24 protein-coding genes and 1 riboswitch are annotated in these 26,887 nt (G+C 73.8%); of the genes, 23 read left to right on the forward strand and 1 reads right to left on the reverse strand.

Features of this window, described 5'->3' with window-relative positions:
* Nucleotides 1-167 precede the first annotated feature (167 nt).
* The 23 genes from ACWDRR_RS05385 to hypE all read left to right on the forward strand — a co-directional run bounded on the left by ACWDRR_RS05385 (nt 168) and on the right by hypE (nt 25,820).
* Nucleotides 168-866, forward strand: coding sequence for a hypothetical protein (locus ACWDRR_RS05385; RefSeq protein WP_449770849.1), 699 nt, complete (start codon nt 168-170; stop codon nt 864-866).
* Nucleotides 867-1,368: 502 nt separating this feature from the next.
* Nucleotides 1,369-2,202, forward strand: a complete 834-nt coding sequence (locus ACWDRR_RS05390) for a GNAT family N-acetyltransferase (protein WP_449770850.1) — start codon at nt 1,369-1,371, stop codon at nt 2,200-2,202.
* A gap of 111 nt (nt 2,203-2,313) precedes the next feature.
* A complete protein-coding gene (locus tag ACWDRR_RS05395) occupies nt 2,314-3,216 on the forward strand; it encodes a glutathione S-transferase C-terminal domain-containing protein (RefSeq protein WP_449770851.1) in 903 nt (300 codons plus the stop codon).
* Nucleotides 3,217-3,481: 265 nt separating this feature from the next.
* Nucleotides 3,482-4,576: an ADP-ribosylglycohydrolase family protein gene (locus tag ACWDRR_RS05400; RefSeq protein ID WP_449770852.1), complete on the forward strand. Its 1,095-nt coding sequence runs from the start codon at nt 3,482-3,484 to the stop codon at nt 4,574-4,576.
* Nucleotides 4,577-4,781: 205 nt separating this feature from the next.
* Nucleotides 4,782-4,891: riboswitch (SAM riboswitch) on the forward strand.
* A gap of 318 nt (nt 4,892-5,209) precedes the next feature.
* Nucleotides 5,210-6,850, forward strand: coding sequence for an ABC transporter substrate-binding protein (locus ACWDRR_RS05405; RefSeq protein ID WP_449770853.1), 1,641 nt, complete (start codon nt 5,210-5,212; stop codon nt 6,848-6,850).
* The gene (locus ACWDRR_RS05410) at nt 6,847-7,926 is read left to right on the forward strand and encodes an ABC transporter permease (protein ID WP_449770854.1); all 1,080 of its coding nucleotides are present in this window, start codon (nt 6,847-6,849) and stop codon (nt 7,924-7,926) included. Before ACWDRR_RS05405 ends, ACWDRR_RS05410 begins: the two co-directional genes overlap by 4 nt.
* Nucleotides 7,927-8,919 (forward strand): ABC transporter permease, encoded by a 993-nt coding sequence (locus tag ACWDRR_RS05415; RefSeq protein WP_449770855.1) that lies wholly within the window; start codon nt 7,927-7,929, stop codon nt 8,917-8,919.
* Entirely contained in the window at nt 8,912-10,612 is a 1,701-nt protein-coding gene (locus tag ACWDRR_RS05420; RefSeq protein ID WP_449770856.1) for a dipeptide ABC transporter ATP-binding protein, read from the forward strand. The genes ACWDRR_RS05415 and ACWDRR_RS05420 overlap by 8 nt, the downstream gene beginning before the upstream one ends.
* A gap of 504 nt (nt 10,613-11,116) precedes the next feature.
* Nucleotides 11,117-12,808: an enoyl-CoA hydratase-related protein gene (locus ACWDRR_RS05425; RefSeq protein ID WP_449770857.1), complete on the forward strand. Its 1,692-nt coding sequence runs from the start codon at nt 11,117-11,119 to the stop codon at nt 12,806-12,808.
* A gap of 147 nt (nt 12,809-12,955) precedes the next feature.
* On the forward strand, nt 12,956-14,011 hold the full coding sequence (locus tag ACWDRR_RS05430; protein WP_449770858.1) for an NADH-quinone oxidoreductase subunit B family protein: 1,056 nt from the start codon (nt 12,956-12,958) through the stop codon (nt 14,009-14,011).
* A gap of 81 nt (nt 14,012-14,092) precedes the next feature.
* Nucleotides 14,093-15,877, forward strand: coding sequence for a nickel-dependent hydrogenase large subunit (locus tag ACWDRR_RS05435; RefSeq protein ID WP_449770859.1), 1,785 nt, complete (start codon nt 14,093-14,095; stop codon nt 15,875-15,877).
* Entirely contained in the window at nt 15,874-16,338 is a 465-nt protein-coding gene (locus ACWDRR_RS05440; RefSeq protein WP_449770860.1) for a thioredoxin, read from the forward strand. The genes ACWDRR_RS05435 and ACWDRR_RS05440 overlap by 4 nt, the downstream gene beginning before the upstream one ends.
* Nucleotides 16,335-16,985, forward strand: coding sequence for a DUF5947 family protein (locus tag ACWDRR_RS05445; RefSeq protein WP_449770861.1), 651 nt, complete (start codon nt 16,335-16,337; stop codon nt 16,983-16,985). The genes ACWDRR_RS05440 and ACWDRR_RS05445 overlap by 4 nt, the downstream gene beginning before the upstream one ends.
* Complete coding sequence (locus tag ACWDRR_RS05450; RefSeq protein ID WP_449770862.1) at nt 16,982-17,626, forward strand: DUF6084 family protein; 645 nt, start codon at nt 16,982-16,984, stop codon at nt 17,624-17,626. The genes ACWDRR_RS05445 and ACWDRR_RS05450 overlap by 4 nt, the downstream gene beginning before the upstream one ends.
* Nucleotides 17,623-18,987 carry a hypothetical protein gene (locus ACWDRR_RS05455; protein WP_449770863.1) on the forward strand — a complete coding sequence of 455 codons (1,365 nt, stop codon included), beginning with the start codon at nt 17,623-17,625 and terminating at the stop codon, nt 18,985-18,987. The genes ACWDRR_RS05450 and ACWDRR_RS05455 overlap by 4 nt, the downstream gene beginning before the upstream one ends.
* Nucleotides 18,984-19,490 carry a hydrogenase maturation protease gene (locus ACWDRR_RS05460; protein ID WP_449770864.1) on the forward strand — a complete coding sequence of 169 codons (507 nt, stop codon included), beginning with the start codon at nt 18,984-18,986 and terminating at the stop codon, nt 19,488-19,490. Before ACWDRR_RS05455 ends, ACWDRR_RS05460 begins: the two co-directional genes overlap by 4 nt.
* Complete coding sequence (locus ACWDRR_RS05465; RefSeq protein WP_387884460.1) at nt 19,484-19,588, forward strand: DUF6893 family small protein; 105 nt, start codon at nt 19,484-19,486, stop codon at nt 19,586-19,588. Before ACWDRR_RS05460 ends, ACWDRR_RS05465 begins: the two co-directional genes overlap by 7 nt.
* A gap of 117 nt (nt 19,589-19,705) precedes the next feature.
* A complete protein-coding gene (gene hypA / locus ACWDRR_RS05470) occupies nt 19,706-20,086 on the forward strand; it encodes a hydrogenase maturation nickel metallochaperone HypA (protein WP_449770865.1) in 381 nt (126 codons plus the stop codon).
* 5 nt (nt 20,087-20,091) lie between these two features.
* Nucleotides 20,092-20,931, forward strand: coding sequence for a hydrogenase nickel incorporation protein HypB (hypB, locus tag ACWDRR_RS05475; protein ID WP_449770866.1), 840 nt, complete (start codon nt 20,092-20,094; stop codon nt 20,929-20,931).
* A complete protein-coding gene (gene hypF, locus ACWDRR_RS05480) occupies nt 20,928-23,246 on the forward strand; it encodes a carbamoyltransferase HypF (RefSeq protein ID WP_449770867.1) in 2,319 nt (772 codons plus the stop codon). Before hypB ends, hypF begins: the two co-directional genes overlap by 4 nt.
* Before the next feature lie 15 nt (nt 23,247-23,261).
* The gene (locus ACWDRR_RS05485) at nt 23,262-23,549 is read left to right on the forward strand and encodes a HypC/HybG/HupF family hydrogenase formation chaperone (protein WP_449770868.1); all 288 of its coding nucleotides are present in this window, start codon (nt 23,262-23,264) and stop codon (nt 23,547-23,549) included.
* Nucleotides 23,546-24,670: a hydrogenase formation protein HypD gene (gene hypD / locus ACWDRR_RS05490; RefSeq protein WP_449770869.1), complete on the forward strand. Its 1,125-nt coding sequence runs from the start codon at nt 23,546-23,548 to the stop codon at nt 24,668-24,670. Before ACWDRR_RS05485 ends, hypD begins: the two co-directional genes overlap by 4 nt.
* Nucleotides 24,671-24,746: 76 nt before the next feature.
* The gene (hypE, locus tag ACWDRR_RS05495; protein WP_449771037.1) at nt 24,747-25,820 is read left to right on the forward strand and encodes a hydrogenase expression/formation protein HypE; all 1,074 of its coding nucleotides are present in this window, start codon (nt 24,747-24,749) and stop codon (nt 25,818-25,820) included.
* Between the two features lie 223 nt (nt 25,821-26,043).
* On the opposite strand, the gene ACWDRR_RS05500 is transcribed toward hypE, so the two are convergent.
* Nucleotides 26,044-26,508 carry a hypothetical protein gene (locus ACWDRR_RS05500; protein ID WP_449770870.1) on the reverse strand — a complete coding sequence of 155 codons (465 nt, stop codon included), beginning with the start codon at nt 26,506-26,508 and terminating at the stop codon, nt 26,044-26,046.
* Nucleotides 26,509-26,887: the final 379 nt, after the last annotated feature.

Raw genomic sequence — 26,887 nt, forward strand, 5'->3', positions numbered from 1 at the left:
GGTTCCGGCACGGACCGACCCTCTCAATCGGCGGCACGAATCTGGCATGGATCGGTCATGAACCCTCGGGCGGCCGTGACGGACCGACGCCGCCGACCCGTGCATCCGGGGCCGGTCCGGCTGGTGAGCCGTCGGCCTCAACGGCGTCGGCGAGGTGACAATGGGGCATGCCATCAAGCCCGGACCCGACGGATCCGCTGCGGGTGACGCCGGATCAGGCCGCCGCGCGGGGTGAGCACTGGTGGCCGGTGGTGCTGGCGGTCGCGGTCGTCGCGGCGCTCCACGTGACGCTGCCGACCCGCTACCGGGTCGACCCCGCCTGGGTGCTGCCGGTCGCCACGTCCACGCTGCTGGCGGCGCTGGTCATCGGGGACCCGGGCCGGATCGATCGGCAGAAGGCCTGGCTCCGGGTGGTCACCCAGCTCCTGATCGGCTTCATCACGGTGGCCAACATCTTCGCGGGCGTCCACCTGGTGGCGGACATCCTCACCGACAACAGCCTGTTCGCCAACAACGCCACCGGGCTGCTGGCGACCGGCGGCGTGGTGTGGGTGACGAACGTGATCGCCTTCGCGCTCTGGTACTGGAGCCTGGATCGCGGCGGTGCCGCCGCCCGCGCCCACCGGCCCACCGACAACCCGGCGTTCGTGTTCCCCGAGATGCAGTACCCGGACCATGCGGCGGCCGGCTGGGTGCCGCGGTTCGCCGACTACCTCTCGCTCTCCTTCTGGACCTCCACGGCCTTCAGCCCCACCGACGTGTCGGCGATCAAGGTGTGGGCCAAGCTGCTGATGATGACGCAGGCGGCGATGTCCCTCATCGTGGCGACCCTCGTCATCGCCCGGGCGATCAACATCCTGCAGTGAACGCGGCGGGGCGGCGCGAGCCGTCCGCGGACCGCGATTCGGGACTGCCCCTGGTCCCGGGCCGGCCGAGCGGTACTGTGGACCTTCACGGTTGCCGGACGCGAAACGGACGGGCGATGCACGCACGCCAACTGCGGGACGAGCGGGTGGTCTTCGGACACCCGCCGCTGTCGCGCGCGGCGTTCCGCCCGTCGTCCGGAGCCCACTGCGCGGTGACCGGCACCCGGGCCCGTGGTGCCCGGCTGGTACGTCGCCGCTGGATCGACGGGGTCGGTTCGCCGACCGGCCTCTGTCGCCCGTAAGAGCTAGCACCCGCGCGTCGCCCGCGCCCCCGGCGCTGCCCGGTAGCCCGGCCCGTCACGGCCCCTCAGGCCCCCGGTGGCCCGTACCGGCCGCGCGCCTCCGGCCGTCGGCTTCCCCAGCACCTGCCCGAGGTCCGGGCGGGCCGGGCCACGCCTCCGCTGAAGACACCGAGAAGATCAAGATCGAGGAACGGCTTCGCATGCCCCAGCACCCCGTGCTCACCCCCGACGACACCACAGGCAGTACAGACACCACAGGCAATACAGCCACCACAGACAGCACAGGCGGACCAGACGCCGCAGACACCACAGTCGCCGCAGATGCCACCGGCGGCGCCGCGCCCCGCCACCCCCTGGACAACCCGGCCCGGGCCGCCCTGCTGGGCCCGCACGCCCACCTCGCCGAGCGGCACGGGGACGTCCTGCGCTACCCGGCCGACGTGTCGCCGTTCGTGGCCCTCCCCGACCGGCCCGACCGGCAGACCTGGCGGAGCGTGGCGGCGCTGTACGGCCCGGGCGGCGTCGTCGCCGCCTCCGGCTCCCCGGACACGGTGCCGGCCGACTGGGAGATCCTGATGCAGGGCCCCGGCGTCCAACTGGTGGACGAGGGCGTCCGGGCCGTGCCCGACGAGGAGGCCGTCCGGCTGGGCCCCGCCGACGTGCCGGAGATGCTGGCCCTGGTGGAGCACGCCCGGCCCGGACCCTTCCTGCCCCGCACCATCGAGCTCGGCGGCTACCTGGGCATCCGGCGCGGGGGCGCCCTGGTCGCGATGGCCGGGGAGCGGCTGCGCCCGCCGGGCTGGACGGAGATCAGCGCCGTCTGCACGGCCGAGTCGCACCGGGGGCAGGGCCTCGGGTCCCGGCTGGTCCGGGCGGTAGCGGCCGGGATCCGCGAGCGGGGCGACACGCCGTTCCTCCACACCTCGGCCGACAACACCACGGCGATCCGGCTCTACGAGTCGCTGGGGTTCCGGCTGCGCCGGCACGTCACCTTCCTCGGCCTGCGCGTCCCGGGCGGGGAGCACGGCGCCTGACGCCGCCCCTGCCCGACCCACCCGGGAGCGCCGTCACCGCCCGCGGCGCAGCACCGACAGACCACCGCACCACCCGAGCCGCACCGTTCCGTCCCTTCCAAGGAGTTCGATGTGAGTCAGACCGTGAACTACGCCAGCCCCGCCGACACCGCCGTGCACGGCGAGTACCGGATCACCAGGGTTCCGGGCGACGAGCGCCCGCTGTACCGCTTCAGCGGGCGGATCACCGCCGACGGCAGCAGCGGCTTCGCCGCCGAGCCCGGCCGGTACCACATCTACGCGGGCTGGTTCTGCCCCTGGGCGCAGCGCACCACCATCCAGCGCGCGCTCAACGGGCTGGAGGAGGTCGTCTCGGTCTCCTACGTCGACGGCCGGCGTGACGGCCGGGGCTGGGCCTTCCGGGAGACCCACGGGCCGGACCCGGTCAACGGGTTCACCCTGCTGCGGGACGCGTACGAGCGGACCGAGCCCGGCTTCGACGGGCACATCTCGGTGCCGACGCTCTGGGACCGGCAGACCGGCCGGGTGGTCAGCAACGACTTCCGGACCATCGGCATCGACCTGGCGACGCAGTTCGGCCGGTGGAGCAACGGCGCCGACGCCTACCCGGAGGACCTCCGGGCCGAGATCGACGCGCTGGACGCCCGGTTGGGCCCGGCCGTGAACCACGGCGCGGGCGCCGCGGCGGGCACCGGGGAGGCCGCGCTCGCGGCCCGTGCCACGCTGCTGGAGACCTTCGCGGAGCTGGACACCCGGCTGGCCACCAGCCGCTACCTGCTGGGCGACCGGCTGACCGAGGCGGACGTGCGGCTCTGGGTGACGCTGGCCCGTTTCGACGTCGGGCCCAACCACGCCCGCGCCGTCAACCCGGGCCTCGCCGAGTACCCCCACCTGTGGGCCTACGCCCGCGATCTGTACCAGCAGAAGCCGTTCACCAGCACCACGGACTTCGCCACCTTCACCGAGTCGGGCGCGACCCTGCCCGACTGGAACGCCCCGGTGGAGCGCCCGTAGGTCACCCGGGCCCGTAGGTCACCCGGGCCCGGACACCCGGGCCCGGACACCCGGGCCCGGACACCCGGGCCCGGACACCTGATCCCCAAGCCCTGAGACCCGTACCGAAAGCCCTGAGACCCGTACCGACCGCTGCCCCGGGGACCCGACCCCCGGGGCAGCGGCAGGCCGTTCCGCGGCGGCACGGCCTGCGATCGACCCCGTGTGATGGGATGTCGTCGACGGGACAGACGCGGGGGCGGCCGGGAACGGGCAGGGCGGGGCGATGGTGCGGATGGTGACCGTGGACGAGTCGCGGGCGCGGGGGCTCATGCTCGGGTCGGCGCTGGGGGACGCGGCCGGGGTGGTGCGGGGCCGCTGGCCGGCCGAGGGGCCGTTGCCGATCGGCGTCAGTACGCAGCTGGCGGCGTTCACCGCGGAGGGCGCGATCCGCGCCTCGGTGCGGATGAACCACCGGGGCATCAGCCACGCACCGTCCGTGGTGTGGCACGCGTACTGCCGATGGGCCGTCCTCCAGGGGATCGAGCCCGAACGGATCTCCGAGCGCTGGACGGCCGGTGGTGGAAGTGCCTGGCCGGACGGCTGGCTCGTGCAGGTGGCCGGTCTGGCGGTGCGTCGTGGCTCCGCACCGGCCACCGTCACGGCTCTGACCGGACTGCAGCAGGGCACGCCGGAGAGGCCGGTGACCGGTAGCCGGGGTGCTCACGCGGTCACCCGGGGGCTGCCGCTCGGGCTGCTGTGGGCGCTGTCCGGCCCGGGCACCTGCGCCCTGCCGGTCCGCCAGACGGCGGCCCTCACCCACGGCGCCCGGGACGCCCAGGACGCCGCCGTCGGTGCGGCCCAGCTGGTGGCCCACTGCCTCACGGAGAGCGATCCGATCGGGGCCTGGACGGCGTCCTCGCCCGGCGACGGGCACCCGTTCGACGCCGTGGTCCGCACCCTGCCGATGCCGTACTCGGCGGTCCCGGACACGGTCCTCGACCTGCTGAAGGCGCCGGGGGGCAGCCCGGATCCCGGGCAGCTCGCCTGGATCGCCCCGGATGCGACGGCCTCCTCGGCGCTGCTGGGCGCCCTCTTCGTCGTCTCGCGCTTCCCGGGCCGGGACACCGTGGGCGCCGCGCTGGAGTTCGCCGCCGGCGCGCCCGACGGAGCCTCGGTGGCGTGCACGGCGGGTGCGCTGCTCGGCGCCGCACACGGTGTCGGGGCGCTGCCGGCAGGGCTGCTGAGCCGGCTCGAACTCGCCTGGGTGATCGACACATTGGCGCGTGACCTGTTGCAGGAGTATGTCGATTCGCCCGGCGGCGGCGACTACCGGCCGGCTCGTGACCCCCTCTGGCGGGCCCGCTATCCGGGCTGGTGACGCCGGCCGGCCCGCCCGGTCGGCACCCGGAACTCCCCGTCGCGCGCCATGACCGCTGGTCAGCGGGGTCGGGGCGGGTCTCGCTGCCGCCCGTCACCGGCCCCGCGCGGTGGCGCCGGAGGAGCGTCGAGCGCGGCGGCCTCCTCGCCGACCCGTCCTCAACGGGCATTGACGCCAAGAGTTTTGTTGATCTACGGTTCCAGCGCGCCACGAGTTCCGGTGTTCAAGCCCTGGCTGGCCGGACGGCAACCCCCTGACGCGGTGGGGTGCTCCAGGTGAGGGCTCGGTGGACGTTCCGTTCCGCAAGCGCGACCGCTCCGGCCACCGGCCGGGGCCAGGACCAGGAGGCCGGTATGGCAGGGCTGTTCAGCCGCCGCCACATCGACCTGTTGCTGGTCTCCAGCGCGCTCTGTCGTCGCTGACCATCGGACGGCCGGACGGCCGGACCGGTCCAGTGACCGACCACTTCGCGATGCGCACCGCCCGGACACCGGCACGGCCAGGGCACGCCCGGGGCCCCGGCCAAGGGCACGCCCAGGCCCCGGCCAGGGGCACGCCCAGGCCCCGGCCAAGGGCACGCCCACGGGCACAGCGCACTCGCGTCCATCACGCGTGCGGAAGCAGAGAACTCCCATGTCATCTTTCATCGCTTCGACCAGACACAGCCTCGCGGTCATCTCCCTCGGTACGGCGGCGGTGGTGGCCCTGACCGCCTGCACCAGCTCCCGGACCGCCGGCGGCACCGGCGGGACGGCGGCGAAGGCCCTCACCATCGGCACCACCGACCAGGTGACCGGTCTCGACCCGGCGGGCTCCTGGGACGCGGGCTCCGGGACGATCGAGAGCGAGGTGTACGCGACCCTGCTCAGCGCCAGGAACGGCTCCTCCGAGGTGTCGCCGGACCTCGCGTCCGCGATCGCGCTGACCGACCCCACCACCTACACGGTCACGCTGAAGCCGGGCCTCAAGTTCGCCAACGGGCACGATCTGACGTCCTCCGACGTCAAGTTCAGCTTCGACCGGCAGCTGGCGATCGCGGACAAGAACGGCCCCTCCTCGCTGCTCTACAACCTCGGGGCGGTGGCGGCCCCGGACCCGGCGACGGTGGTGTTCACCCTCAAGTCGGCCAATGACACGCTGTTCCCGCAGGTCCTCTCCACCGCGGCCGGCTACATCGTGGACGAGCAGGTGTTCCCCGCGGACAAGGTCCTCGACGACGCGGCCGTCGTCGCGGGCAAGCCCTGGAACGGCCCGTACGCGATCGGCAGCTACGACCGGAACTCGCTGGTCTCGTTCACCGCGAACACCGCCTACCAGGGGCAGTTCGGTACTCCGAAGACCCGGAACGTCCAGCTCAAGTACTACACGGACGCCGGCAACCTCAAGCTCGACGTCCAGCAGGGCACGATCGACGTGGTCTACCGCACCCTGCCCATCACCGACCTCCAGGACCTCTCCACCAAGCAGGGGATCACGGTCCACACCGGCTCCGGCAACGGCATCCGGTTCATCGTCTTCAACCTCAAGACCCAGCCCTTCGGGTCGGCCACCCAACAGGCCGACCCGGCCAAGGCCCTGGCGATCCGTCAGGCGGTGGCCGACTCGATCGACCGGGCGCAACTCGCCTCGCAGGTCTACAAGAACACCTTCCAGCCGCTCTACACCTCCGTCCCCGACGGCATCACCGGTGCCACCGCGTCCCTCAAGTCGCTCTACGGCGACAAGCAGGGCGGTCCGGACAAGGCCGCGGCGGCGCGGCGGCTCTCGGCGGCCGGGGTGAGCACCCCGGTCACCCTGAACCTGCAGTACAACTCCGACCACTACGGCTCGTCCTCGGCGGACGAGTACGCGCTGGTCAAGACCCAGCTGGAGGCCACCGGCCTGTTCAAGGTGGAGCTCCAGTCCACCGCCTGGGCCCAGTACGGCAAGGAGCGCGTCGCCGACCAGTACCCGCTCTACCAGCTCGGCTGGTACGCGGACTACCTCGACGCCGACAACTACCTGTCCTCCTTCTACGCCGAGAACAACTGGGTGAACAACGGCTACACCGACCCCGCCGTGCGGGCGCTGATCAAGCAGGAGGAGACGGAGACCGACCCGGCCAAGCGCACCGCGCTGATCCGGCAGGTGCAGGACGAGACCGCCGCCGCGCTGCCGCTGCTGCCGCTGCTCCAGGGCTCCACCGCGATCGTCACCCGGGGCGGGATCGACGGCGTGCCGGAGAAGCTCACCAGCGCGTACCAGTTCCGCTGGGCGGAGCTCTCGAAGAAGTGACCGTTCACGCGCAGGACGCCCCCGGCGCCGTCGGCCCGTCCGGCGGCGCCGCCGGGTACGGGCTCGCCCGCTACCTGGTCGTCCGCTTCCTCCTGATCGTCCCCACCGTGCTCGTCCTGGTCAGCGTCGTGTTCTTCCTGATGCGCGCCACCGGCGACCCGATCACCACGGCCTTCGGCGACCGGCTGACCCCGGCCCAGCTGCAGGAGCGGCTGCACCGGGCGGGCTACGACCGGCCGCTGCTCACCCAGTACCTCGACTACCTGCGTGCCACGTTCACCGGGGACTTCGGCACGACCGCCACCGACAACCAGGCGGTCTCGCAGGTGCTGCGCACCTACGGCGCCGCGACCGTCGAGCTGTCCGGCTACGCGCTGGTCGTCGCGCTGGCCGTCGGCCTGCCGCTGGGCATGGTCGCCGCCTCCTACCGGGACCGCGCGCCCGATGTCGCACTGCGGCTGTTCGCGATCCTCACCTACGCCACCCCGGTCTTCTTCCTCGGGCTGCTGCTGAAGCTGGTCTTCGCGATCTGGCTGGGCTGGTTCCCGGCCTCGGGCCGGGCGAGCATCGACGTCCAACTGGAGTTGCAGGACCAGACCAGTACCACCGGCGTGTACCTGGTCGACGCGCTCCGCAGCGGCGACGGATCGGCGGTCGCCGACGTGCTGGGGCACGCGGTGCTGCCCGGTCTCGCGCTCGGGCTGCTGGTCGCCGGTGTGCTGCTCCGCCTGGTCCGGACGAACCTGATCGGGACCTTGTCCGCCGAGTACGTGGAGGCCGCCCGCTCGCGCGGGGTCGGCCGGCTGCGGCTGGTGACCGGGCACGCCACCCGGCCGGCCCTGATCCCCGTCGTCACCGTGCTCGGGCTGCAGATCGCGGGACTGCTCGGCGGGGCGGTGCTCACCGAGACCACCTTCGAATGGAAGGGCCTCGGCTACGAGCTCGCCCACTATCTGACGGTTCGTGACTTCGCCGCCGTGCAGGGCATCGTGGCGCTCTTCGCGGTGGTCGTCGCGCTGACCAACTTCCTCGTCGACGTCGTCGCGGCGCTGATCGATCCCCGAGTGAGGTACTGAGTGGCGAACCACCTGCTCGCCCGCCCGGGCGCCGCACCGCGCCGGCGGCGGTTCCCGCTGCCCGCCGGGGTGCGCGGCAGCGTCGGGCTGCAACGCGTCATGCTGCTGACCGGGGCGGCGCTGACCGGCCTCTTCCTGCTCGCGGCGCTCCTCGCCCCGCTGCTCGCGCCCTACGGCTACGCGCAACTGCGCAGCGGGGAACAGCTCTTCGGTTCGCAGCAGCACCCCAGCGCCGCCCACCCGCTCGGCACCACCATCGCCGGGTACGACGTGCTGTCCCGGACGCTCTGGGGCACCCGGACGGCGCTGGGGATCATCGTCGCGGCCCTGCTGCTCTCGGTGGTCGTGGGCGTCCTGCTCGGTCTCGTCTCCGGTTACCTCGGCGGCCGCCTGGACCGCCTGCTGGTGGGGCTCGCCGACGCGATGTACGCGTTCCCCCCGCTGCTGCTGGCGATCGTCATGTCGATCGTGATCAGCGGCGGCCGGTCGAGTCTGGTCGGCGGCCTGGGCGCGGCGGCCTGCTCGGTCGCCGCGGCCTTCGTACCGCAGTACTTCCGGGTGGTGCGTGCCGAGGTGACCCGGGTGAAGGCCGAGCCGTTCGTCGAGGCGGCCCTGGTGATCGGCACCGGCACGTGGCGGATCATGTTCCGGCACGTCCTGCGGAACTCGGTGCGCACCCTGCCGCTGATCCTCACCATCAACGCCTCGGAGGCCATCCTCACCCTGGCGGGCCTGGGCTTCCTCGGCTTCGGGATCGAGCCGAACTCCGCCGCCGAGTGGGGCTACGACCTCAACCGCTCGGTGGCGGACGTCACGTCGGGGATCTGGTGGACGGCGCTCCCGCCCGGGCTCGCGATCGTCCTCACCGTGCTCGGGACGACCCTGCTCGGCGAGAGCCTCACCGACCTGGCCGACCCGCGACTGCGCCGCCGCCACGGCGAGGGGCGCCCCCTCACACCGGCCGTACCGGACGGAGGCCCCGGCGATGACTGACCTGCTGCGCATCGAGGACCTGCACATCTCCTTCGCCGAAGACGGCGGGCGGGCGGCCGCCGTACGGGGTGTCACCCTGTCGGTGGCGCCCGGTGAGGTGCTCGCCCTGGTCGGCGAGAGCGGGAGCGGCAAGACGGTGACCGCGAAGTCGGTCCTCGGGCTCCTGCCCGCCTCGGCGTCCACCGGCGGGCGGGTGCTCCTGGGGGACGGCGTGACCGACCCGGCCGAGGACGTGCTGACGGCGTCGCCCGCCCGGCTGCGCGCCCTGCGCGGCTCGCACGCCGCCATGGTCTTCCAGGAGCCGTCCACGGCGCTGAACCCGGTGTTCTCCATCGGCTGGCAGCTCGCCGAGGGCTTGCGGGCGCACGGGGGCGGATCGCGGGCGCAGCGGCGTGCCCGGGCGATCGAGATGCTGGGGAAGGTCGGGATCCCCGATCCGGCCGTCCGGGTGGACCACTACCCGCACCAGCTCTCCGGGGGTCAGAAGCAGCGGGCCGTCATCGCCATGGCCCTGGCGCTCGGCACCCGGCTGATCGTGGCGGACGAGCCGACGACGGCGCTGGACGTCACGGTGCAGGCCGAGATCCTCGAACTGCTGCACCGGTGCCGTACCGACTTCGGCACGGCCGTCCTCCTGATCACCCACAACATGGGCGTGGTGGCGGACCTGGCCGACCGGGTGGCGGTGATGCGTGAGGGGCGCATCGTCGAGCAGGCTCCGGTCCGCACCCTGTTCGCCGCCCCGACCCACCCGTACACCCGTGAACTGCTGGCCGCCGTACCCTCCTTCGCCGCCGCCGGGCCGGCCGCCCCCCGTCCCGTCCCGCCGCCCGGCCCCGGGCCCGCCGGAGCCGCCGTGGAGCCCGTGGTCAGGGCCTCCGGGCTGACCGTCGACTACCCCGCGCGGCTGGGCCGCAAGGCCTTCCGGGCCGTCGACGGGGTCGGTTTCGAGATCCGCCCCGGTGAGGTGCTCGGCCTGGTGGGGGAGAGCGGCTCCGGCAAGACGACGATCGGGCGGGCGGTCGCCGGCCTGGCCCGGGTCGGCGCGGGAGAGCTCGACGTGCTCGGCGAGCCCCTGGCCGCCCGGGGCCGGTTGGGCCGGGCGCGCCGCTCCACGGCGGGCAGCCGGGCCGGGCAGATCGGGTTCGTCTTCCAGGACCCGGCGACCAGCTTCAATCCGCTGCTGACGATCGGCGAGTGCGTGGCGGAGCCGCTGGCGGTCCACCGGCGCGACCTGGGCGGGCGGGCGGTCCGGGCGGAGGTCGAGTCGCTCCTGGAGTCCGTCCGACTGCCGCGCGGCTACGCGGACCGCCATCCGCACGAACTCAGCGGCGGCGAGCGCCAGCGCGCCGGCCTGGCCCGGGCCCTGGCGCTGCGCCCGCGCCTGGTGATCGCCGACGAGCCGACCTCGGCGCTGGACGTCTCGGTCCAGGCCAAGGTGCTGGAGCTGTTCGTCCGACTGCAGCGGGAGCTCGGCTTCGCCGCCCTGTTCATCAGTCACGACCTCGCGGTGGTCCGGCAGGTGGCGGACCGGGTCGCCGTGCTGCAGCACGGACGGATCGTGGAGTCGGGCAGTACCGCGCAGGTCCTCGGCGCGCCGCGGGCCGGCTACACGCAACGGCTGATCGCCGCGCTGCCCGTCCCGGACCCGACGGTGCAGGCCCGCCGGGACCGGAGCCCGGCGCGCACCTGACGGAGGCCGACGGGCCCGGGCGCACCGCGCGGCAGCGGGGCGCCCGGGCCGACGAGGCGGCCCGCGGCCCGCGGGCCGGGCACCGCCGAGGTGGCCGAGAAGACCCGTCGATCGAGCCTCCGACGTCCGCGCGGTAGCGGTACGTGGATATGACATGTACGCTGCGTGTCGCTGGTTGAACAGCATGCGGGCCTGGCCGCCGCTCCGTGGGGGGAGTCACGTCCAGGCCCGGCCGCCGGCCAGGGCCTCGGTTGCGCTCGTGGGGGAGCTTCAACCGGGGCCCGTCGGCGGGCTACTGACGGTATGCCCGCTCCGGCCGCGCTTCAGTCATGCAATCGTGCGCCGATGACCCGGTTTCGCGCGAGGCCGTCCGGGCACGTCCCTTCGGCATGTGCCGTGACGGCCCGTCCGGCCGGGTGAACGGGCGGCGCGGCGAGGCGGGCGGCACCGGGCCGGGGCGGATGATCGGCGGGTTCACGGGTGCCCACACCGCCGGAGGCGGCCATGCGGATCCTGCTCGTCGCGAGCGCGTTCAACAGCCTCACCCAACGGGTCCACGCCGAGTTGCGGGACCTCCGGCACGTGGTCGAGGTCCATCCGGCCGGGGACGACGACGCGCTGCGCGAGGCGGTCGCCCGCTCGGCCCCGGAGCTGGTGATCGCCCCGATACTGCGGACGGCGCTCCCGCGCGACGTCTGGTCGGCGCTGCCGTGCCTGATCGTGCACCCCGGCCCGCCGGGGGACCGCGGGCCGTCCTCCCTCGACTGGGCGATCCACGAGGGAGCGGTCGACTGGGGAGTGACGGTGCTCCAGGCCGACGAGGTGATGGACGCCGGCGCCGTCTGGGCCACGCAGGCCTGCCCGCTGCCGCCCGTCGGCAAGAGCGACCTCTACCGCAACGAGGTCTCCGACGCCGCGGTCGGGGCGGTGCTGCGCGCCGTGGAACGGTTCGCCTCGGGCACCTTCACCCCGCGCCCGCAGAGCGGCCCCGCGTGGCGGGCGCCGGACCACACCAGGCCCTACCTGCGCCAGGAGACCCGGCGGATCGACTGGGCCGGGGACGCCACCGGCACCGTGCTGCGCAGCCTCCGGGCGGCGGACTCCCAGCCCGGGGTGCTCGACGAGCTGCTCGGCGCCGAGTGGTACCTGCACGGCGGCCACCGGGAGCACGCCCTGCGCGGGCGCCCCGGCGACCTGCTGGCGACCCGGGCCGGAGCGGTCTGCCGGGCGACGGCCGACGGTGCGGTGTGGATTCCCGAACTCCGCCGCCGCCGTCACCCGGGCGGCCCCGCGACCTTCAAACTGCCGGCCGTCACCGCGCTCGGCGACGCACTGCCGGCCCTGCCCGAGGTGCCCGCGCCGCTGATGCCGGCGCCGGACGACCCGGTCTGGTCGGACATCCGCTACCGGGAGGACGGCCCGGTCGGGGTGCTCCGCTTCTCCTTCCCCGGTGGCGCGATGAGCACCGGGCACTGCCGCCGGCTGCTCGACGCCTACCGCTTCGCGCTGGGCCGGCCGACCTCCGTCCTGGTGCTGGGCGGCGGCCGCGACTTCTTCTCCAACGGGATCCACCTGAACGTCATCGAGGCCGCGCCCGACCCGGCGGCCGAGTCCTGGGCGAACATCAACGCCATCGACGACCTGGTCGAGGCCGTCCTCACCACCACGGACCGCCTGGTGGTCGCGGCCCTCGGCGGGAACGCCGCCGCCGGCGGGGTGATGCTCGCGCTGGCGGCCGACGAGGTGTGGTGCCGCCGGGGCGCGGTGCTCAATCCGCACTACCGCCTGATGGGCCTGCACGGCTCGGAGTACTGGACCTACACCCTGCCGCGCCGGGTGGGGGCGGCCGAGGCCGGCCGGCTCACCGCCCGGGCGCTCCCGGTCAGCGCCGCGGCCGCCCTGCGGGGCCGGCTGATCGACCGGGTGCTGCCGTGCGCCCCGCAGGACTTCGGGCGGGAGGCGGGCCGGCTGGCCGGGCTGCTCGCCGCCTCGCCGACCGCCCAGGACCGGATCGCCGCCAAGAAGGCCGCCCGTGAGGCGGACGAGCTGGTGAAGCCGCTGGCCGCGTACCGCCGAGAAGAACTGGCCGTGATGCGGCGCCAGTTCTTCACCCCGGACGCGCCCTACCACGCGCTCCGCGCCGCCTTCGTCCGCAAGCGGCCGGCGCCCGCGCCCGCACCGCCGTACGCGCCGTAGGCCCCGGCCGGATGGTCCGAACGGCCGCCCCGGCTTGCGCTCCGTCCGAGTGCTCCCCCGGCCCTGCGGACCGGCGGGCGGCGGCAACCGCTGCTATGACTGGTTTGAGCCTTTTTGTCCGGCTCCCAGTTCCGAGGAGGCATCCTCATGGGTGCTGCAACAACGAGCGCCACCGACGCTGATGTGGTGCACATTCTCTGGATCAACGCGGGCCTGAGCTGCGACGGTGACTCGGTCTCCCTGACCGCGGCCATGCAGCCGAGCATCGAGGAGATCGTCACCGGCGCACTGCCGGGCCTGCCGAAGATCGCCGTCCACTGGCCGCTGATCGACTTCGAGTGCGGGCCGGTCCAGGGCGCGGACAACTTCGTGGAGTGGTTCTTCAAGGCGGACCGCGGCGAACTCGACCCGTTCGTCCTGGTCGTCGAAGGATCCATCCCGAACGAGAGCATCAAGGAGGAGGGCTACTGGTGCGGCTTCGGCGACGATCCGCGGACCGGTCAGCCGATCACCACCAGTGAGTGGCTCGACCGCCTCTCGCCCAAGGCCACGGCGGTCGTCGCCATCGGTACCTGCGCCACCTACGGCGGCATCCACGCCATGGCCGGCAATCCGACCGGCGCCATGGGCGTGCCCGACTACCTGGGCTGGGACTGGAAGTCCAAGGCCGGCCTGCCCATCGTCTGCGTGCCGGGCTGCCCCATCCAGCCCGACAACTTCTCCGAGACGCTGACCTACCTGCTCTACCAGCTGGCCGGCTCCGCGCCGATGATCCCGCTGGACGACAAGCTGCGTCCGACCTGGCTCTTCGGCGCCACCGTGCACGAGGGCTGTGACCGCGGCGGCTACTACGAGCAGGGCCAGTTCGCCACCGAGTACGGCACACCGGAGTGCCTGGTGCGGCTGGGCTGTTGGGGCCCGGTCGTCAAGTGCAACGTCACCAAGCGCGGCTGGATCAACGGCATCGGCGGCTGTCCCAACGTCGGCGGCATCTGCATCGCCTGCACGATGCCCGGCTTCCCCGACAAGTTCATGCCCTTCATGGACCCGCCGCCGGGCTCCCACATCTCGACCAACGCGAGCTCCGCGTACGGCGCGGTGATCCGGCGGCTGCGCTCGATCACCATGAAGACCCTCGACAAGGAACCCAAGTGGCGCCACCCGGGGCGCACGCTGACGACCGGTTACCGCACGCCGCGGTGACCCGGCGGGCCGCCGCACCTCCGTGCGGCGGCCCGCTCCGCCGCTGACCCTCCCCGCTTCCAGAAGGGCACGACAGACACGATGGCACCGACGACGAAGGCAGCCGGCGACGGCAGCGGCCTGGTGGAGATGTCCTGGGACCCGATCACCCGGATCGTGGGCAGCCTCGGCATCCACACGAAGATCGACTTCAAGCAGAAGAAGGTCGCGGAGTGCTACAGCACCTCCTCGGTCTTCCGCGGCTACAGCGTCTTCATGCGGGGCAAGGACCCGCGCGACGCGCACTTCATCACCAGCCGCATCTGCGGCATCTGCGGCGACAACCACGCCACCTGCTCCGTCTACGCGCAGAACATGGCGTACGGGGTGAAGCCCCCGCACCTCGGCGAGTGGATCATCAACCTCGGCGAGGCCGCCGAGTACATGTTCGACCACAACATCTTCCAGGAGAACCTGGTCGGGGTCGACTACTGCGAGAAGATGGTCCGCGAGACCAACCCCGGTGTCCTGGAGCTGGCCGAGCGCACCGCGGCCCCGCACGCCGGCGACCACGGGTACAGGACGATCGCCGACATCATGCGCTCGCTCAACCCGATCGAGGGCGAGTTCTACCGCGAGGCGCTGCAGGTCAGCCGCTACACCCGGGAGATGTTCTGCCTGATGGAGGGCCGCCACGTGCACCCCTCCACGCTCTACCCGGGCGGCGTCGGCACGGTGGCGTCGGTCCAGCTGTTCACCGACTACCTGACCCGGCTGATGCGGTACGTGGAGTTCATGAAGAAGGTCGTGCCGCTGCACGACGACCTCTTCGACTTCTTCTACGAGGCCCTGCCCGGCTACGAGGAGGTCGGCCGGCGGCGCGTCCTGCTCGGCTGCTGGGGGAGCCTCAACGACCCCGACCACTGCGACTTCACGTACCGGAACATGACCGACTGGGGTCGGAAGATGTTCGTCACCCCGGGCGTGGTCGTCGACGGCAAGCTGGTCACCAACGACCTGACCGAGATCAACCTCGGCATCCGCATCCTGCTCGGCAGCTCCTACTACGAGGACTGGGAGGGCAAGGAGCTGTTCGTCACCCACGACCCGCTGGGCAACCCGGTCGACCCCCGGCACCCCTGGAACCAGCACACCGTCCCCGCCCCGCAGAAGCGCAACTTCGACGACAAGTACAGCTGGGTGATGTCCCCGCGCTGGTTCGACGGCAAGGACTACCTCGCCCTCGACACCGGCGGCGGCCCGATCGCCCGCCTCTGGTCCACCGCGCTCTCCGGCCTGGTCGACATCGGCTACATCAAGGCCACCGGCCACAGCGTGCAGATCAACCTGCCGCGCTCGATGACCAAGCCGGAGACCACCTTCGAGTGGAAGATCCCGCAGTGGAGCAACGCCATCGAGCGCAACCGCGCCCGGACGTACTTCCAGGCGTACGCGGCCGCGGCCGCCCTGCACTTCGCGGAGAAGGCCCTGGCCGAGGTCCGCGCCGGGCGCAGCCAGACCTGGGAGCGGTTCGAGGTGCCGGACGAGTCCATCGGCTGCGGCTTCACCGAGGCGGTGCGCGGCGTCCTGTCGCACCACATGGTGATCCGGGACGGCAAGATCGCCAACTACCACCCGTACCCGCCGACGCCCTGGAACGCGAGCGTGCGCGACAGCTTCGGCACGCCCGGCCCGTACGAGGACGCGGTGCAGAACACGCCGATCTTCGAGGAGAACTCGCCGGAGAACTTCAAGGGCATCGACATCATGCGGGCCGTGCGCAGCTTCGACCCCTGTCTGCCCTGCGGCGTCCACATGTACGTCGGCGGCGGCCGGACCGTGCAGAAGATGCACGTGCCCACGGGCCTGAGCGGGCTCACCGCATGACGGCGGAGGAGACCGGGCTGCGGATCCAGGAGGCGCTGGACCGGCTGGGCGGCGAGGAGCAGGGGGCGGGCGAGCAGCTCGTCCGCGAGCTGATGGCCTTCTACGGGGACGGCCTCACCCGGCTCGTCCGGGCGCTGCCGCCGCAGGCGCTGGGGCGGCTGCTGGACGACCCGGCGGTGGCCGGGCTGCTGGTGCTGCACGACCTCCACCCCGAGGACGTCGGCGCGCGGATCGCCCGCGCGCTCGCCTCGCTGCCCGAGCCGGTCGAGCAGCTCGGGTTCGATCCCGCGACGGGCAGCCTGCGGCTGCGCCGCACCAGGACCGGCTGCGGCTGCAGCGAGCAGGACATCGAGGCCGCCCTGGCCTGCCACGCCCCCGAGGTGACGGCCGTGGAGCTGGAGCGCGCGCCGCAGCTGTTGCAGATCGGCACCCGTCCGCCGGCCTCGGCGGAGGTGCGGTGAGCACCCGTCGGTTGTCCCGCCCCGGCGCGGCCCTGCTGCGCCGGCTGCGCGAGCCCGCGCCCCCGCAGCCGGAGCGCTGCACGTTCTGCGGCCAGCAGGTCCCGCAGGAGCACCGGCACCTGGTGGACACCGAGGAGCAGGCCCTCACCTGCGTCTGCACGGCCTGCGGGCTGCTGTTCCAGCAGCCCGGCGCGGCCGGCGGCCGCTACCGCGGCGTGCCCGACCGCTACCTCGCCGAGCCGGACCACCGCTTCGGCGAGGAGCAGTGGGCGGCGCTGGGGATCCCGGTCGAGACGGCCTTCCTGTTCCGCAACGCCCGCCAGGACCGGCTGGTGCTGCTCTACCCCGGGCCGGGCGGCGCGACCGAGAGCGAGCCCGACGAGGCGGACTGGCAGGCCGCGCTCGACGGCAGCCGGCTCGCCGCCGAACTGGAGCCCGACGTCGAGGCGCTGCTGCTGCGGCACCCGGCCGCGAGCCCGGTCCAGTGCTTCCTGGTGCCGATCGACGTCTGCTACGAGCTGGTGGGCCGGCTGCGGCGGTGCTGGAAGGGGTTCGACGGCGGGGCCGAGGCCCGGGCCGAACTCGACGCGTTCTTCGCGCGGGTGGCCGGGCGGGCCCGGGCGCCACGACCGGAGGAGGTCTCGTGACCGACCTGGCCTTCGCCTGCACCGGGGTGCGGGCCGATCCCCACGCGGCCGGGCCGACGCTCGTCCTGCGGCTGCGGATCACCGCCCCCGCCGGCACCCGGGTGCACGCCCTCGCACTCCGCTGCCAGCTGCGGATCGAGCCCGCGCGGCGCTCCTACGGCGAGGCGGAGGGCGAGCGGCTGGCCGACCTCTTCGGCGAGCGCTCCCGCTGGGGCAGCACGCTGCACCCGGTGCAGTTCGCCCTCGTCCCGCTGATGGTGCCCGGCTTCACCGGCGAGACCGAGGTGGACCTGGTCGTGCCGTGCACCTACGACATGGACGTGGCCTCGGCCCGCTACCTCGCGGCGCTGGACGGCGGCGACGTCCCCCTGCTGCTGCTCTTCTCCGGCACCGCGTTCGCCGGCCCCGGCGGCTTCCAGGTGAGCCCGGTGCCCTGGGACCGCGAGGCGACGCTGCGGATGCCCGTGCAGGTGTGGCGGGAGATGATCGAGCAGCACTTCCCCGGTTGCGGGTGGCTGCGGCTGCCGGCCGAACTGATGGCGGAGCTGCTCGCCTACCGCTCACGGCGGGCCCTGCCGTCCTGGGAGGCGACCGTGCGCGAGCTGCTCGACGCCGTCCGGACCGAGGAGGTCGCCCGGTGAACGCCTTCACGGCCGAGACCGAGGGCCGGTTCGCCCACGCCCGGCAGATCGCCGACGCCGTCCTCTTCGAGGGCTACGTGCTCTACCCCTACCGCGCATCGGCGGCCAAGAACCGGCTGCGCTGGCAGTTCGGCGTCCTCGTCCCGCCCGGCTACGGCCAGGACAGCGGCGAACACTCCCACCAGCGCACCGAGTGCCTGATGGAACCGCGCCCCGGCGACCGGCTCGCGGTGGAGCTGCGGTTCCTCCGGGCGCAGCGGCGGATCGTCCAACGCGCCACCGGCACCGGCGGCTTCGAACCGGTCGACGAGCTGGAGCTCGCCGACCGGGTGCTCGTCCCGTGGGACGAGGGAGTCGAGGAACGGGTCGAACTGGTCGTCCCGGTGGACGAGTTGACCGGTGACGGGATCGTCCGTCCGTTCACCCTGCCGGCCTGCGAGGAGATGGAACTGCTCCGCGAGGGCGGTGCGACGGTCGGCCGGCTGCTGCGCCGGCGCGAGCGGGCCGACGGCGTCCTGCGGCTGACCGCCCGGGACGTCCCCGGACCGTACGAGGTGCGCAGACTGTCGGTCGTGGTGGAGAACACCGCCGACTGGTCGCCCGGGCCGGGCGACCGGCGGGAGGCGGCACTGCCGCGCGCGCTGGTCTCCGCGCACCTGCTGCTGGGCCTGGACCGGGGCGCCTTCCTGTCGGTGACGGACCCGCCCGAGTGGGCCAAGGCGGCCGTCGGCGAGTGCCGCAACGAGCACACCTGGCCGGTGCTGGCCGGGCCGCCGGGCCGGAGCCAGGTGCTGCTGTCCTCGCCGATCATCCTGGAGGACCACCCGCTCGTCGCCCCGGAGAGCCTCGGCGCGCTCTACGACGCGACCGAGATCGACGAGATCCTCGCGCTGCGGACGGCGGCCCTGACCGAGCGCGAGAAGCGGGAGGCCCGGGGCACGGACGACCGGGCGGGCGCCGTGATCGACCTCGCCGACTCGATGCCCGCGGAGGTCCTGGAGCGCCTGCACGGCGCCGTCCGGGGCCTGCGCGAGATCACCGGGGACACCTCGGACCAGCCCTGGTGGGATCCGGGCAACGACCCGGAGGTGGACCCGGACCGGGACCGGGTGGTGGTCGACGGCCGCGAGGTCGGGGCCGGCAGCCGCGTCCTGCTCCGCCCCGGCCGACGGCGCACCGACGCCCAGGACCTCTTCCTGCACGGCCGGACCGCCGTGGTGGAGGCCGTGCTGCACGACGTCGACGGCTCGGTGCACCTCGCGGTGACGGTGGAGGACGACCCGGGGGCGGACCTGTGGCGGGCCCAGGGCCGGTTCCGGTACTTCCAGCCGGACGAGGTCACCCCGCTGGAGGAGTCATGAGCGCGGGCCGGGTGCTGGTGGCCGGGGTGGGCAACATCTTCCTCGGCGACGACGGGTTCGGCGTGGAGACCGTCCGGCGGCTGGCCGGGCACCCGCTGCCGCCGGACGTCGAGCTGGTCGACATCGGGGTGCGCGGAGTGCACCTGGCCTACCAGCTCCTGGACGGCTACCGGACGCTCGTGCTCGTCGACGCCACCGCGCGCGGCGGCGAGCCGGGCACGGTGTACCTGATCGAGGCGGACGCCGGTCCGGTGGAGTCGCCCGTGCTGGACGGGCACCGGATGGGTCCGGACGCCGTGCTCGCGCTGCTCGCCACGCTGGCCGCCGGGACGGGCGGATCCCCGCCCGGGCGGGTGCTGGTGGTCGGGTGCGAGCCGGCGTCGCTGGAGGAGGGCATCGGGCTCAGTGCCCCGGTGGCCGCCGCCGTCGAGGAGGCGGTCGGAGTGGTCCTGCGGATCGTCGGAGCGGACGCGCAGGCGCAGCGAGAGGAGTCACCATGCTGAAGAACCTGCTGGGCGCGGCCGTCGTGGCCGCGGTCGTGACCCTGGTCTGGCAGAGCCTGCCCGACCTGAAGCGCTACCTGCGGATCCTGCGGATGTGAGGACCGGGTTGCGGCGAACGGTGTACTCCGGGCGCGGTGGCGGCGCGGCTGCGAGCCGATGTCGCCACCGCGCCCTTGTAATGGAGCCTGTTGCCTCCGGCAAGGGGAGTGGGCCCGATGCACGAGATGTCGATCGCGACGGCCGTCGTCGAGCAGGTGGACGCGGCAGCCCGTGAGCACGGGGCGTTCGCGGTGGAGAAGGTGCGCCTGCAGGTCGGCGAACTCGCCGGAGTGGTGCCCTCCGCGCTGGACTTCTGCTTCGAACTCGCCTGCGCCGGAACGCTGGTGGAGGGCGCGGTACTGGAGACCGAGGCCGTGCCGGCGCGGGCGAGGTGCACCCCGTGCGGGGTCGAGTGGGCCGTCGGCATGCCCCCCGACCTGGGGTGCCCGCGCTGTGCCGGCGCCCGGGTCGAGCTGCTCGCGGGCCGGGAGTTGCAGATCCTCGGCGTCCAGTGGGCCGAGCGCCCCGCGGGCGCCCTGGCCGACCAGGAAGGCTGAATGCGATGTGTCGCTCGGTGGAACTCCGGCAGGCGGTCCTCGCCCGCAACGACGACGGCGCCCGCGAGCTGCGCGCCGAACTCGCGGCGCGCGGAACCGTCGTGGTGAACCTGCTGTCCAGCCCCGGCAGCGGGAAGACGGCGCTGCTGGAGGCCGAGCTCGGGCTGGCCCGGGCGCGCGGCGTGCCGGTGGCGGCGCTCACCGCGGACCTCGCGACCGAGAACGACGCGGTGCGGCTGGCCCGTTCGGGCGCACCGGTGAAGCAGGTGCTCACCGACGGGCTCTGCCACCTGGAGACGGCGATGCTCCGGGAACACCTGGCGGGCTGGCTGCCGCAGGACACCCGGCTGCTCTTCGTCGAGAACGTCGGCAACCTGGTCTGCCCGGCCTCGTACGACCTCGGCGAGTCGCTGCGGGTGGTGCTCGCGTCCGTCACCGAGGGGGAGGACAAGCCGCTCAAGTACCCGACGGCCTTCGGGCTGGCCAACCTGGTCCTGGTGACGAAGGCGGACCTCGCGGTGGCGGCGGAGTTCGACGAGGCCGCGTTCCTGGCGAGCGTCGCGCGGGTCAACCCGGGGGTGGAGGTGCTGTTCACCTCCGTCCGGACCGGGCAGGGGGCGGGGGTGCTGCTGGACCGGGCGCTCGCGGTGCTGGACGGCGCCGAGGCCCACCGGCCGGTCATGGCGGGCACCCCGGGGCACGGGCACGGGCACACCCATGGACACACGCACGGGCATGCGCACGGGCCGGACGCCGGGCACACGCACGGGCCCGGGGCGGAGCACGGGCACGGGCACGACGGCGCGCACGCGCATCCGCACGCCCCGGTGGCGGACCGGTCGTGACGGCCGGTCCGCCCGTGGCCGGGGCGCAGCGGCGCAGGGTCGCCGTCCGGGGACTCGTCCAGGGCGTCGGGTTCCGGCCGTTCGTCTTCACGCTCGCCGCCGAACTCGGCCTGGCCGGCACCGTCACCAACACCGGGGACGGCGTGCTGGCCGAGGTCGAGGGCCGGCCGGAGTCGGTGGACGCGTTCTGCCGCCGGGTCGCGACCGACGCGCCGCCGCTGGCGCGGGTCGCCTCGGTGGAGCACGAGGCGCTGGCCCCCACCGGCGCGGCCGGGTTCGCCATCACGCCCTCCCGGGCCGACGGCCCGCGCCGGACGCTGATTCCGCCCGACACCGCCACCTGCGTGGACTGCCTCGCCGAACTCGCCGACCCCGGCGACCGCCGCTACCGGCACCCGTTCATCAGCTGCACCAACTGCGGGCCCCGCCACACCATCGTGACCGGTCTGCCGTACGACCGGGCGAACACCACGATGGCCGGCTTCCCGATGTGCCCGGACTGCGAGCGGGAGTACACCGACCCGGCCGACCGGCGCTTCCACGCCCAGCCGGTCTGCTGCCACGCCTGCGGGCCCGGACTCGCCCTGGTCGTGCCGGGGCTGGCGACGCGCGAGGGCGACGCGGCGCTCACCGAGGCCCGGCGGCTGCTCGCCGGCGGAGCGATCCTGGCCGTCAAGGGCATCGGTGGCTACCACCTGGCCTGCGACGCGCTCAACGAGGAGAGCGTGGCCCGGCTGCGCCGGCGCAAGCGGCGCGGCGCCAAGCCCTTCGCCCTGATGGCACGGGACCTCGGGGAGATCGCCCCGCTGGTCCGCCCGGGCCCGGTCGAGGAGGAACTGCTCACCGGGGCCGTCCGGCCGATCGTCCTGCTGCGCCGCCGCGGGCCGTTGCCGGCGGCACTGGAGGCGGTGGCGCCCCGCAGCCCCGACCTCGGGGTGATGCTGCCGTACACCCCGCTGCACCACCTGCTGATCGCCCCGCCCGGCCCCGGACTGCTCGTGATGACCAGCGCCAACCTCTCCGGCGAGCCGGTCGTGACGGAGGACCGGGACGCCTTCGCCCGGCTCGCACCGCTGGTCGACGCCTGGCTGACGCACGACCGGCCCATCCACGTACCGTGCGAGGACTCGGTGGTGCGGGTGGTGGACGGCGAGCAACTGCCGATCCGCCGCTCCCGCGGCCACGCGCCGCTGCCCCTGCCGCTCCCGGTGCCGGTCCGGCCCGTGCTGGCCGTCGGCGGCGACCTCAAGAACACCTTCGCGCTGGCGCAGGACGGTTACGCCTGGCTGTCCGGCCACATCGGGGACATGGACGACCTCGCCACCCTGGAGGCCTTCGACCGGGCGGTGGTGCACCTGGGTGCCGTCACCGGGGTCCGGCCCGACCTGCTGGCCGTGGACCGCCACCCCGGCTACCGGTCCGTCCGGCACGCCCGGAGCACCGCCGGGGGGCGGGAGATGCGGGCGGTGCAGCACCACCACGCGCACGTCGCCTCGGTGATGGCCGAGCACGGCCTCGACGGCGGCCGGCCCGTCCTGGGCGTCGCCTTCGACGGCACCGGCTACGGCGACGACGGCGCGGTGTGGGGCGGCGAGGTGCTGCTGGCCGACTACGACGGCTACCGCCGCCTCGCCCACCTCGCCTACGTCCCGCTGCCGGGCGGGGACGCGGCGGTGGCGCGCCCGTACCGGACGGCGCTCGCCCAGCTGCGCGCGGCAGGGCTGCCGTGGGCGGCGGACCTGCCCCCGGTGCTGGCCTGCCCGGACGACGAACGGCGGGTGCTGGAGCGGCAGTTGGAGCGCTCGCTGAACTGCCTGCCGACCTCCAGCATGGGGCGGCTGTTCGACGCGGTGTCGGCCCTGGCCGGGGTCTGCCAGCGGGCCGAGTACGAGGCGCAGGCGGCGATCGAGCTGGAGGGCGCGGCGCTGGCGCACGGCCCGGCCGAGGGGTACGCGTTCGACCTGCGACCGGTCGACGGCACCCTGGTCGCCGACCCGGCGCCGGTGCTGGCCGCGGTGGTGGCCGACCTGGCCGCCGGCGCTCCGGCCGGTCTGATCGCGGCGCGCTTCCACGACGCGGTGGCCGGACTGGTCCGCCGGATCTGCGGCGCGGCCCGGGACGAGCACGGCACCGGGACGGTCGCGCTGACCGGCGGGGTCTTCGCCAACGCGCTGCTGTCCTCGGCCTGCGCGGCCGGCCTGCGCGCGGACGGCTTCACCGTGCTGCGGCACCGCCGGGTGCCGCCCAACGACGGAGGACTGGCGCTCGGGCAGCTGATGGTGGCCGCCCGGGCCGCCGGCCCGGCCGTCACCTGAGAGGAGAGAGCCCGGATGTGTCTGGCGGTGCCCGGAAGAGTGGTGGAGATCGCGGAACGCGACGGCGCCAGGATGGCGGTCGTCGACTTCGGCGGAGTCGTCAAGGACGTGTGTCTGGAGTACCTCCCGGACCTGAAGGTGGGTGAGTACGCCATCGTGCACGTCGGGTTCGCCCTGCAGCGCCTCGACGAGGAGTCGGCCCGCCGGACGCTGGAGCTCTTCGCCGAGATCGGCCTGCTCCAGGAGGAGTTCGGCGATCCGTGGGAAGCGGCGGCGGCGGCCGTGGGGGAGGAGCAGCGGTGAAGTACCTGGAGGACTTCCAGAACCCGGAGCTGGCGGCCGGCCTGCTCGCCGACATCAGGGCGACGGTCACCAGGCCGTGGGCGCTGATGGAGGTGTGCGGCGGGCAGACGCACACCATCATCCGTCAGGGGATCGACCAACTCCTTCCGGAGGAGGTCGAGTTGATCCACGGGCCGGGCTGCCCGGTCTGTGTCACCCCGCTGGAGGTGATCGACCGGGCGCTGGCGATCGCCGCCCGGCCCGAGGTGATCTTCTGCTCGTTCGGCGACATGCTGCGGGTGCCGGGCACCGACCGCGACCTCTTCCGGGTCCGCGGCGAGGGCGGTGACGTCCGGGTGGTGTACTCGCCGCTGGACGCGCTGAAGATCGCCCGGGAGAACCCGCACCGCGAGGTCGTCTTCTTCGGCATCGGCTTCGAGACCACCGCCCCGCCGAACGCGATGGCCGTTCACCAGGCCAGGAAGCAGGGCATCCGCAACTTCAGCATGCTCGTCTCGCACGTGCGGGTGCCCCCGGCCATCGAGGCCATCATGACCTCGCCGGAGTGCCGGGTGCAGGGCTTCCTGGCCGCCGGGCACGTGTGCAGCGTGATGGGCACCGACGAGTACCCGGCGCTGGCCGAGCGGCACCGGGTGCCGATCGTGGTCACCGGGTTCGAGCCGCTGGACATCCTGGAGGGAATCCGGCGCACCGTACGGCAGTTGGAGCGCGGCGAGCACACCGTCGAGAACGCCTACGCCCGGGCCGTCCGCCCGGAGGGCAACCCGGCGGCACGGGCCATGCTGGAGGACGTCTTCGAGGTGACCGACCGGGCCTGGCGCGGCATCGGCGTGATCCCGCAGAGCGGTTGGCGGCTCTCCTCGCGCTACCACGACCAGAACGCCGAGAACCGCTTCGACGTGGCCGGCATCACCACCCGCGAGCCCGCGCAGTGCCGCAGCGGCGAAGTGCTGCAGGGCCTGCTCAAGCCCGACCGGTGCGAGGCCTTCGGCACCACCTGCACTCCGCGCACCCCGCTCGGCGCCACCATGGTGTCCAGCGAGGGGGCCTGCGCCGCGTACTACCTCTACCGCCGGCTGAGCACGCCGGCCGTTCCCCGGGAGGCGAGCCCCGTTGGCTGAGGCCGAGATCCTGACCGCACCGGCCGGCGTACCGTCCGCCGCACCGGCTGTCGCGCCGTCCGTGGTGCCGTCCGCGGTGCCGTCCGTGGCACCGTCCGCGGCGCCGGACTTCTCCGGGTGGAGCTGCCCGCTGCCGCTGCGCGACCACCCCCGGGTGGTGATGGGGCACGGTGGAGGCGGCGCCATGTCGGCCGAGCTGGTGGAGAACATCTTCGCCCCGGCGTTCGGCGGCCGGGTGCTCGCCGGGCTCGGCGACTCCGCCGTCCTGGAGCTCGGCGGGGCCAGACTCGCCTTCTCCACCGACTCCTACGTCGTGCGGCCGCTCTTCTTCCCCGGCGGCAGCATCGGCGACCTCGCCGTCAACGGGACGGTCAACGACCTCGCGATGAGCGGGGCCCGGGCGGCCTACCTGTCCTGCGGGTTCATCCTGGAGGAGGGCGTGGAGATGGCCGTGGTGGACCGGATCGCCCGGGCGCTCGGCGACGCCGCGCGGGCGGCCGGGGTGGAGGTCGCCACCGGTGACACCAAGGTGGTCGAGGCCGGCCACGGCGACGGGGTCTACCTCAACACCGCCGGCATCGGGCTCGTCCCGGCCGGGGTGGACATCAGGCCGCAGCGGGCCGTCCCGGGTGACGTGGTGATCGTCAGCGGGGAGATCGGGCTGCACGGGGTCGCGATCATGAGCGTGCGCGAGGGCCTGGAGTTCGGCGTGGAGATCGAGAGCGACTGTGCCGCGCTCGGCGGCCTGGTCGAGGCCATGCTGGCGGTCACCCCGGACCTGCACGTGCTGCGCGACCCCACCCGGGGCGGGCTGGCGGCGGCGCTCAACGAGATCGCGGCGGCGGCCGGCGTGGGCGTGCTGATGAGCGAACGCGCCGTTCCGGTGCCGCCGCAGGTCGCCAACGCGTGCGCGGTGCTCGGGCTCGACCCGATGTACGTCGCCAACGAGGGCAAGCTGGTCGCCTTCGTGCCGCGCGAACACGCGGAGGCGGTGCTCGCCGCGATGCGGGCGCACCCGCTGGGCGCGGGAGCGGTCGTGATCGGCGAGTGCGTGGCGGAGCACCCCGGGATGGTCGTCGCCCGTACGGCGCTCGGCGGCACCCGGGTGGTCGACCTGCCGATGGGTGAGCAACTGCCGCGGATCTGTTAGGTCCTGCCGTCACACTCCCGTCTGCGCAGCGGCGCCGGGAGTACCCCCAGGACCGGCCCGGCCGGGTGTGCGCCCGGCCGGGCCCGGACCGCTCCGGGCCCGGCGGCGCGGTCGCCGGCCGTTCGGCGAGCGGACGTTCGGTCACCGGAGGACGGAAGGCCGGGCAGCCGCGGGGGCCGCGCCCGTCGGCGGGCGCTCCCACGGCTGCCCGGTGCCGGTTCCGTCAGCAGTTCACCGGCACGTCGGTGGTGACGGGGTTGGCGAGCCACCCGGCGGACGCGACCGAGAAGGAGGCGTGCACGGTCGAACCGCAGGCCACCGTTCCGCGCACGCCCTCGACCTGCAGCGGCCGGCTCTGGAAGGTCAGCGTCTGCTGCGTGGTGCCGAGGCTGATCCCGCCGGCGACGCTGCCGGTCAGGAGGACCTCGACCTGCTTCGGCCGGGGGAGCGGGCTGCCGGGGCTCGGCGGGCCGGCCAGGCCGATGTGGCCGGTGAACTCGATGCCGTCTCCGCTCACCGTGGCGCACACCTTGGTCGCCAGACCGGCCTGCAGGCCGTAGTTGTCGCAGATCACCGTGGGGGCGTCGGTGGCGCCGGAGGCGGTTGCCGCACCGGCCGGAGCCGCGACGACCAGAGCCGTTCCCAGGGCGACCGCTGCGGCGGCCGTCGTCAGGATCTTGCGAGTCATGGGGAGCCTTCTCCTGTGTGAAGGGGCCTCCTGGTCCATCCAGGAGGTCGTTGCAATGTGATATTTCACTATGCTCCTTGAGCTGAGGCATCGTCAAATTGAACGCCACAAGACAAGTTGACATAGGAATGTGCGCCTCCGATGGTGTGCACGGCTAAGGAGTGCAGGCGGGGCAGAAGTGAAGGGTGGGTGCCCGCCGCGGTGCCGACCTCGTGTGCGGCATGGGGGCGGCCGCCCGGTCCGGCGGCCGGCGGCGGGGTGGGCGGGGGCGCCGGGCGGGCGCGGCATGAACCGTTCGTGGGGAGTCGGCCGTATCCACCGGTGAGGTGGTGGCCGGGTGGTGTCGCCCGGTCGGCTCGGCCCCGGTGTGCCGGTTTCG

The organism is Kitasatospora sp. NPDC003701 (assembly GCF_053587085.1).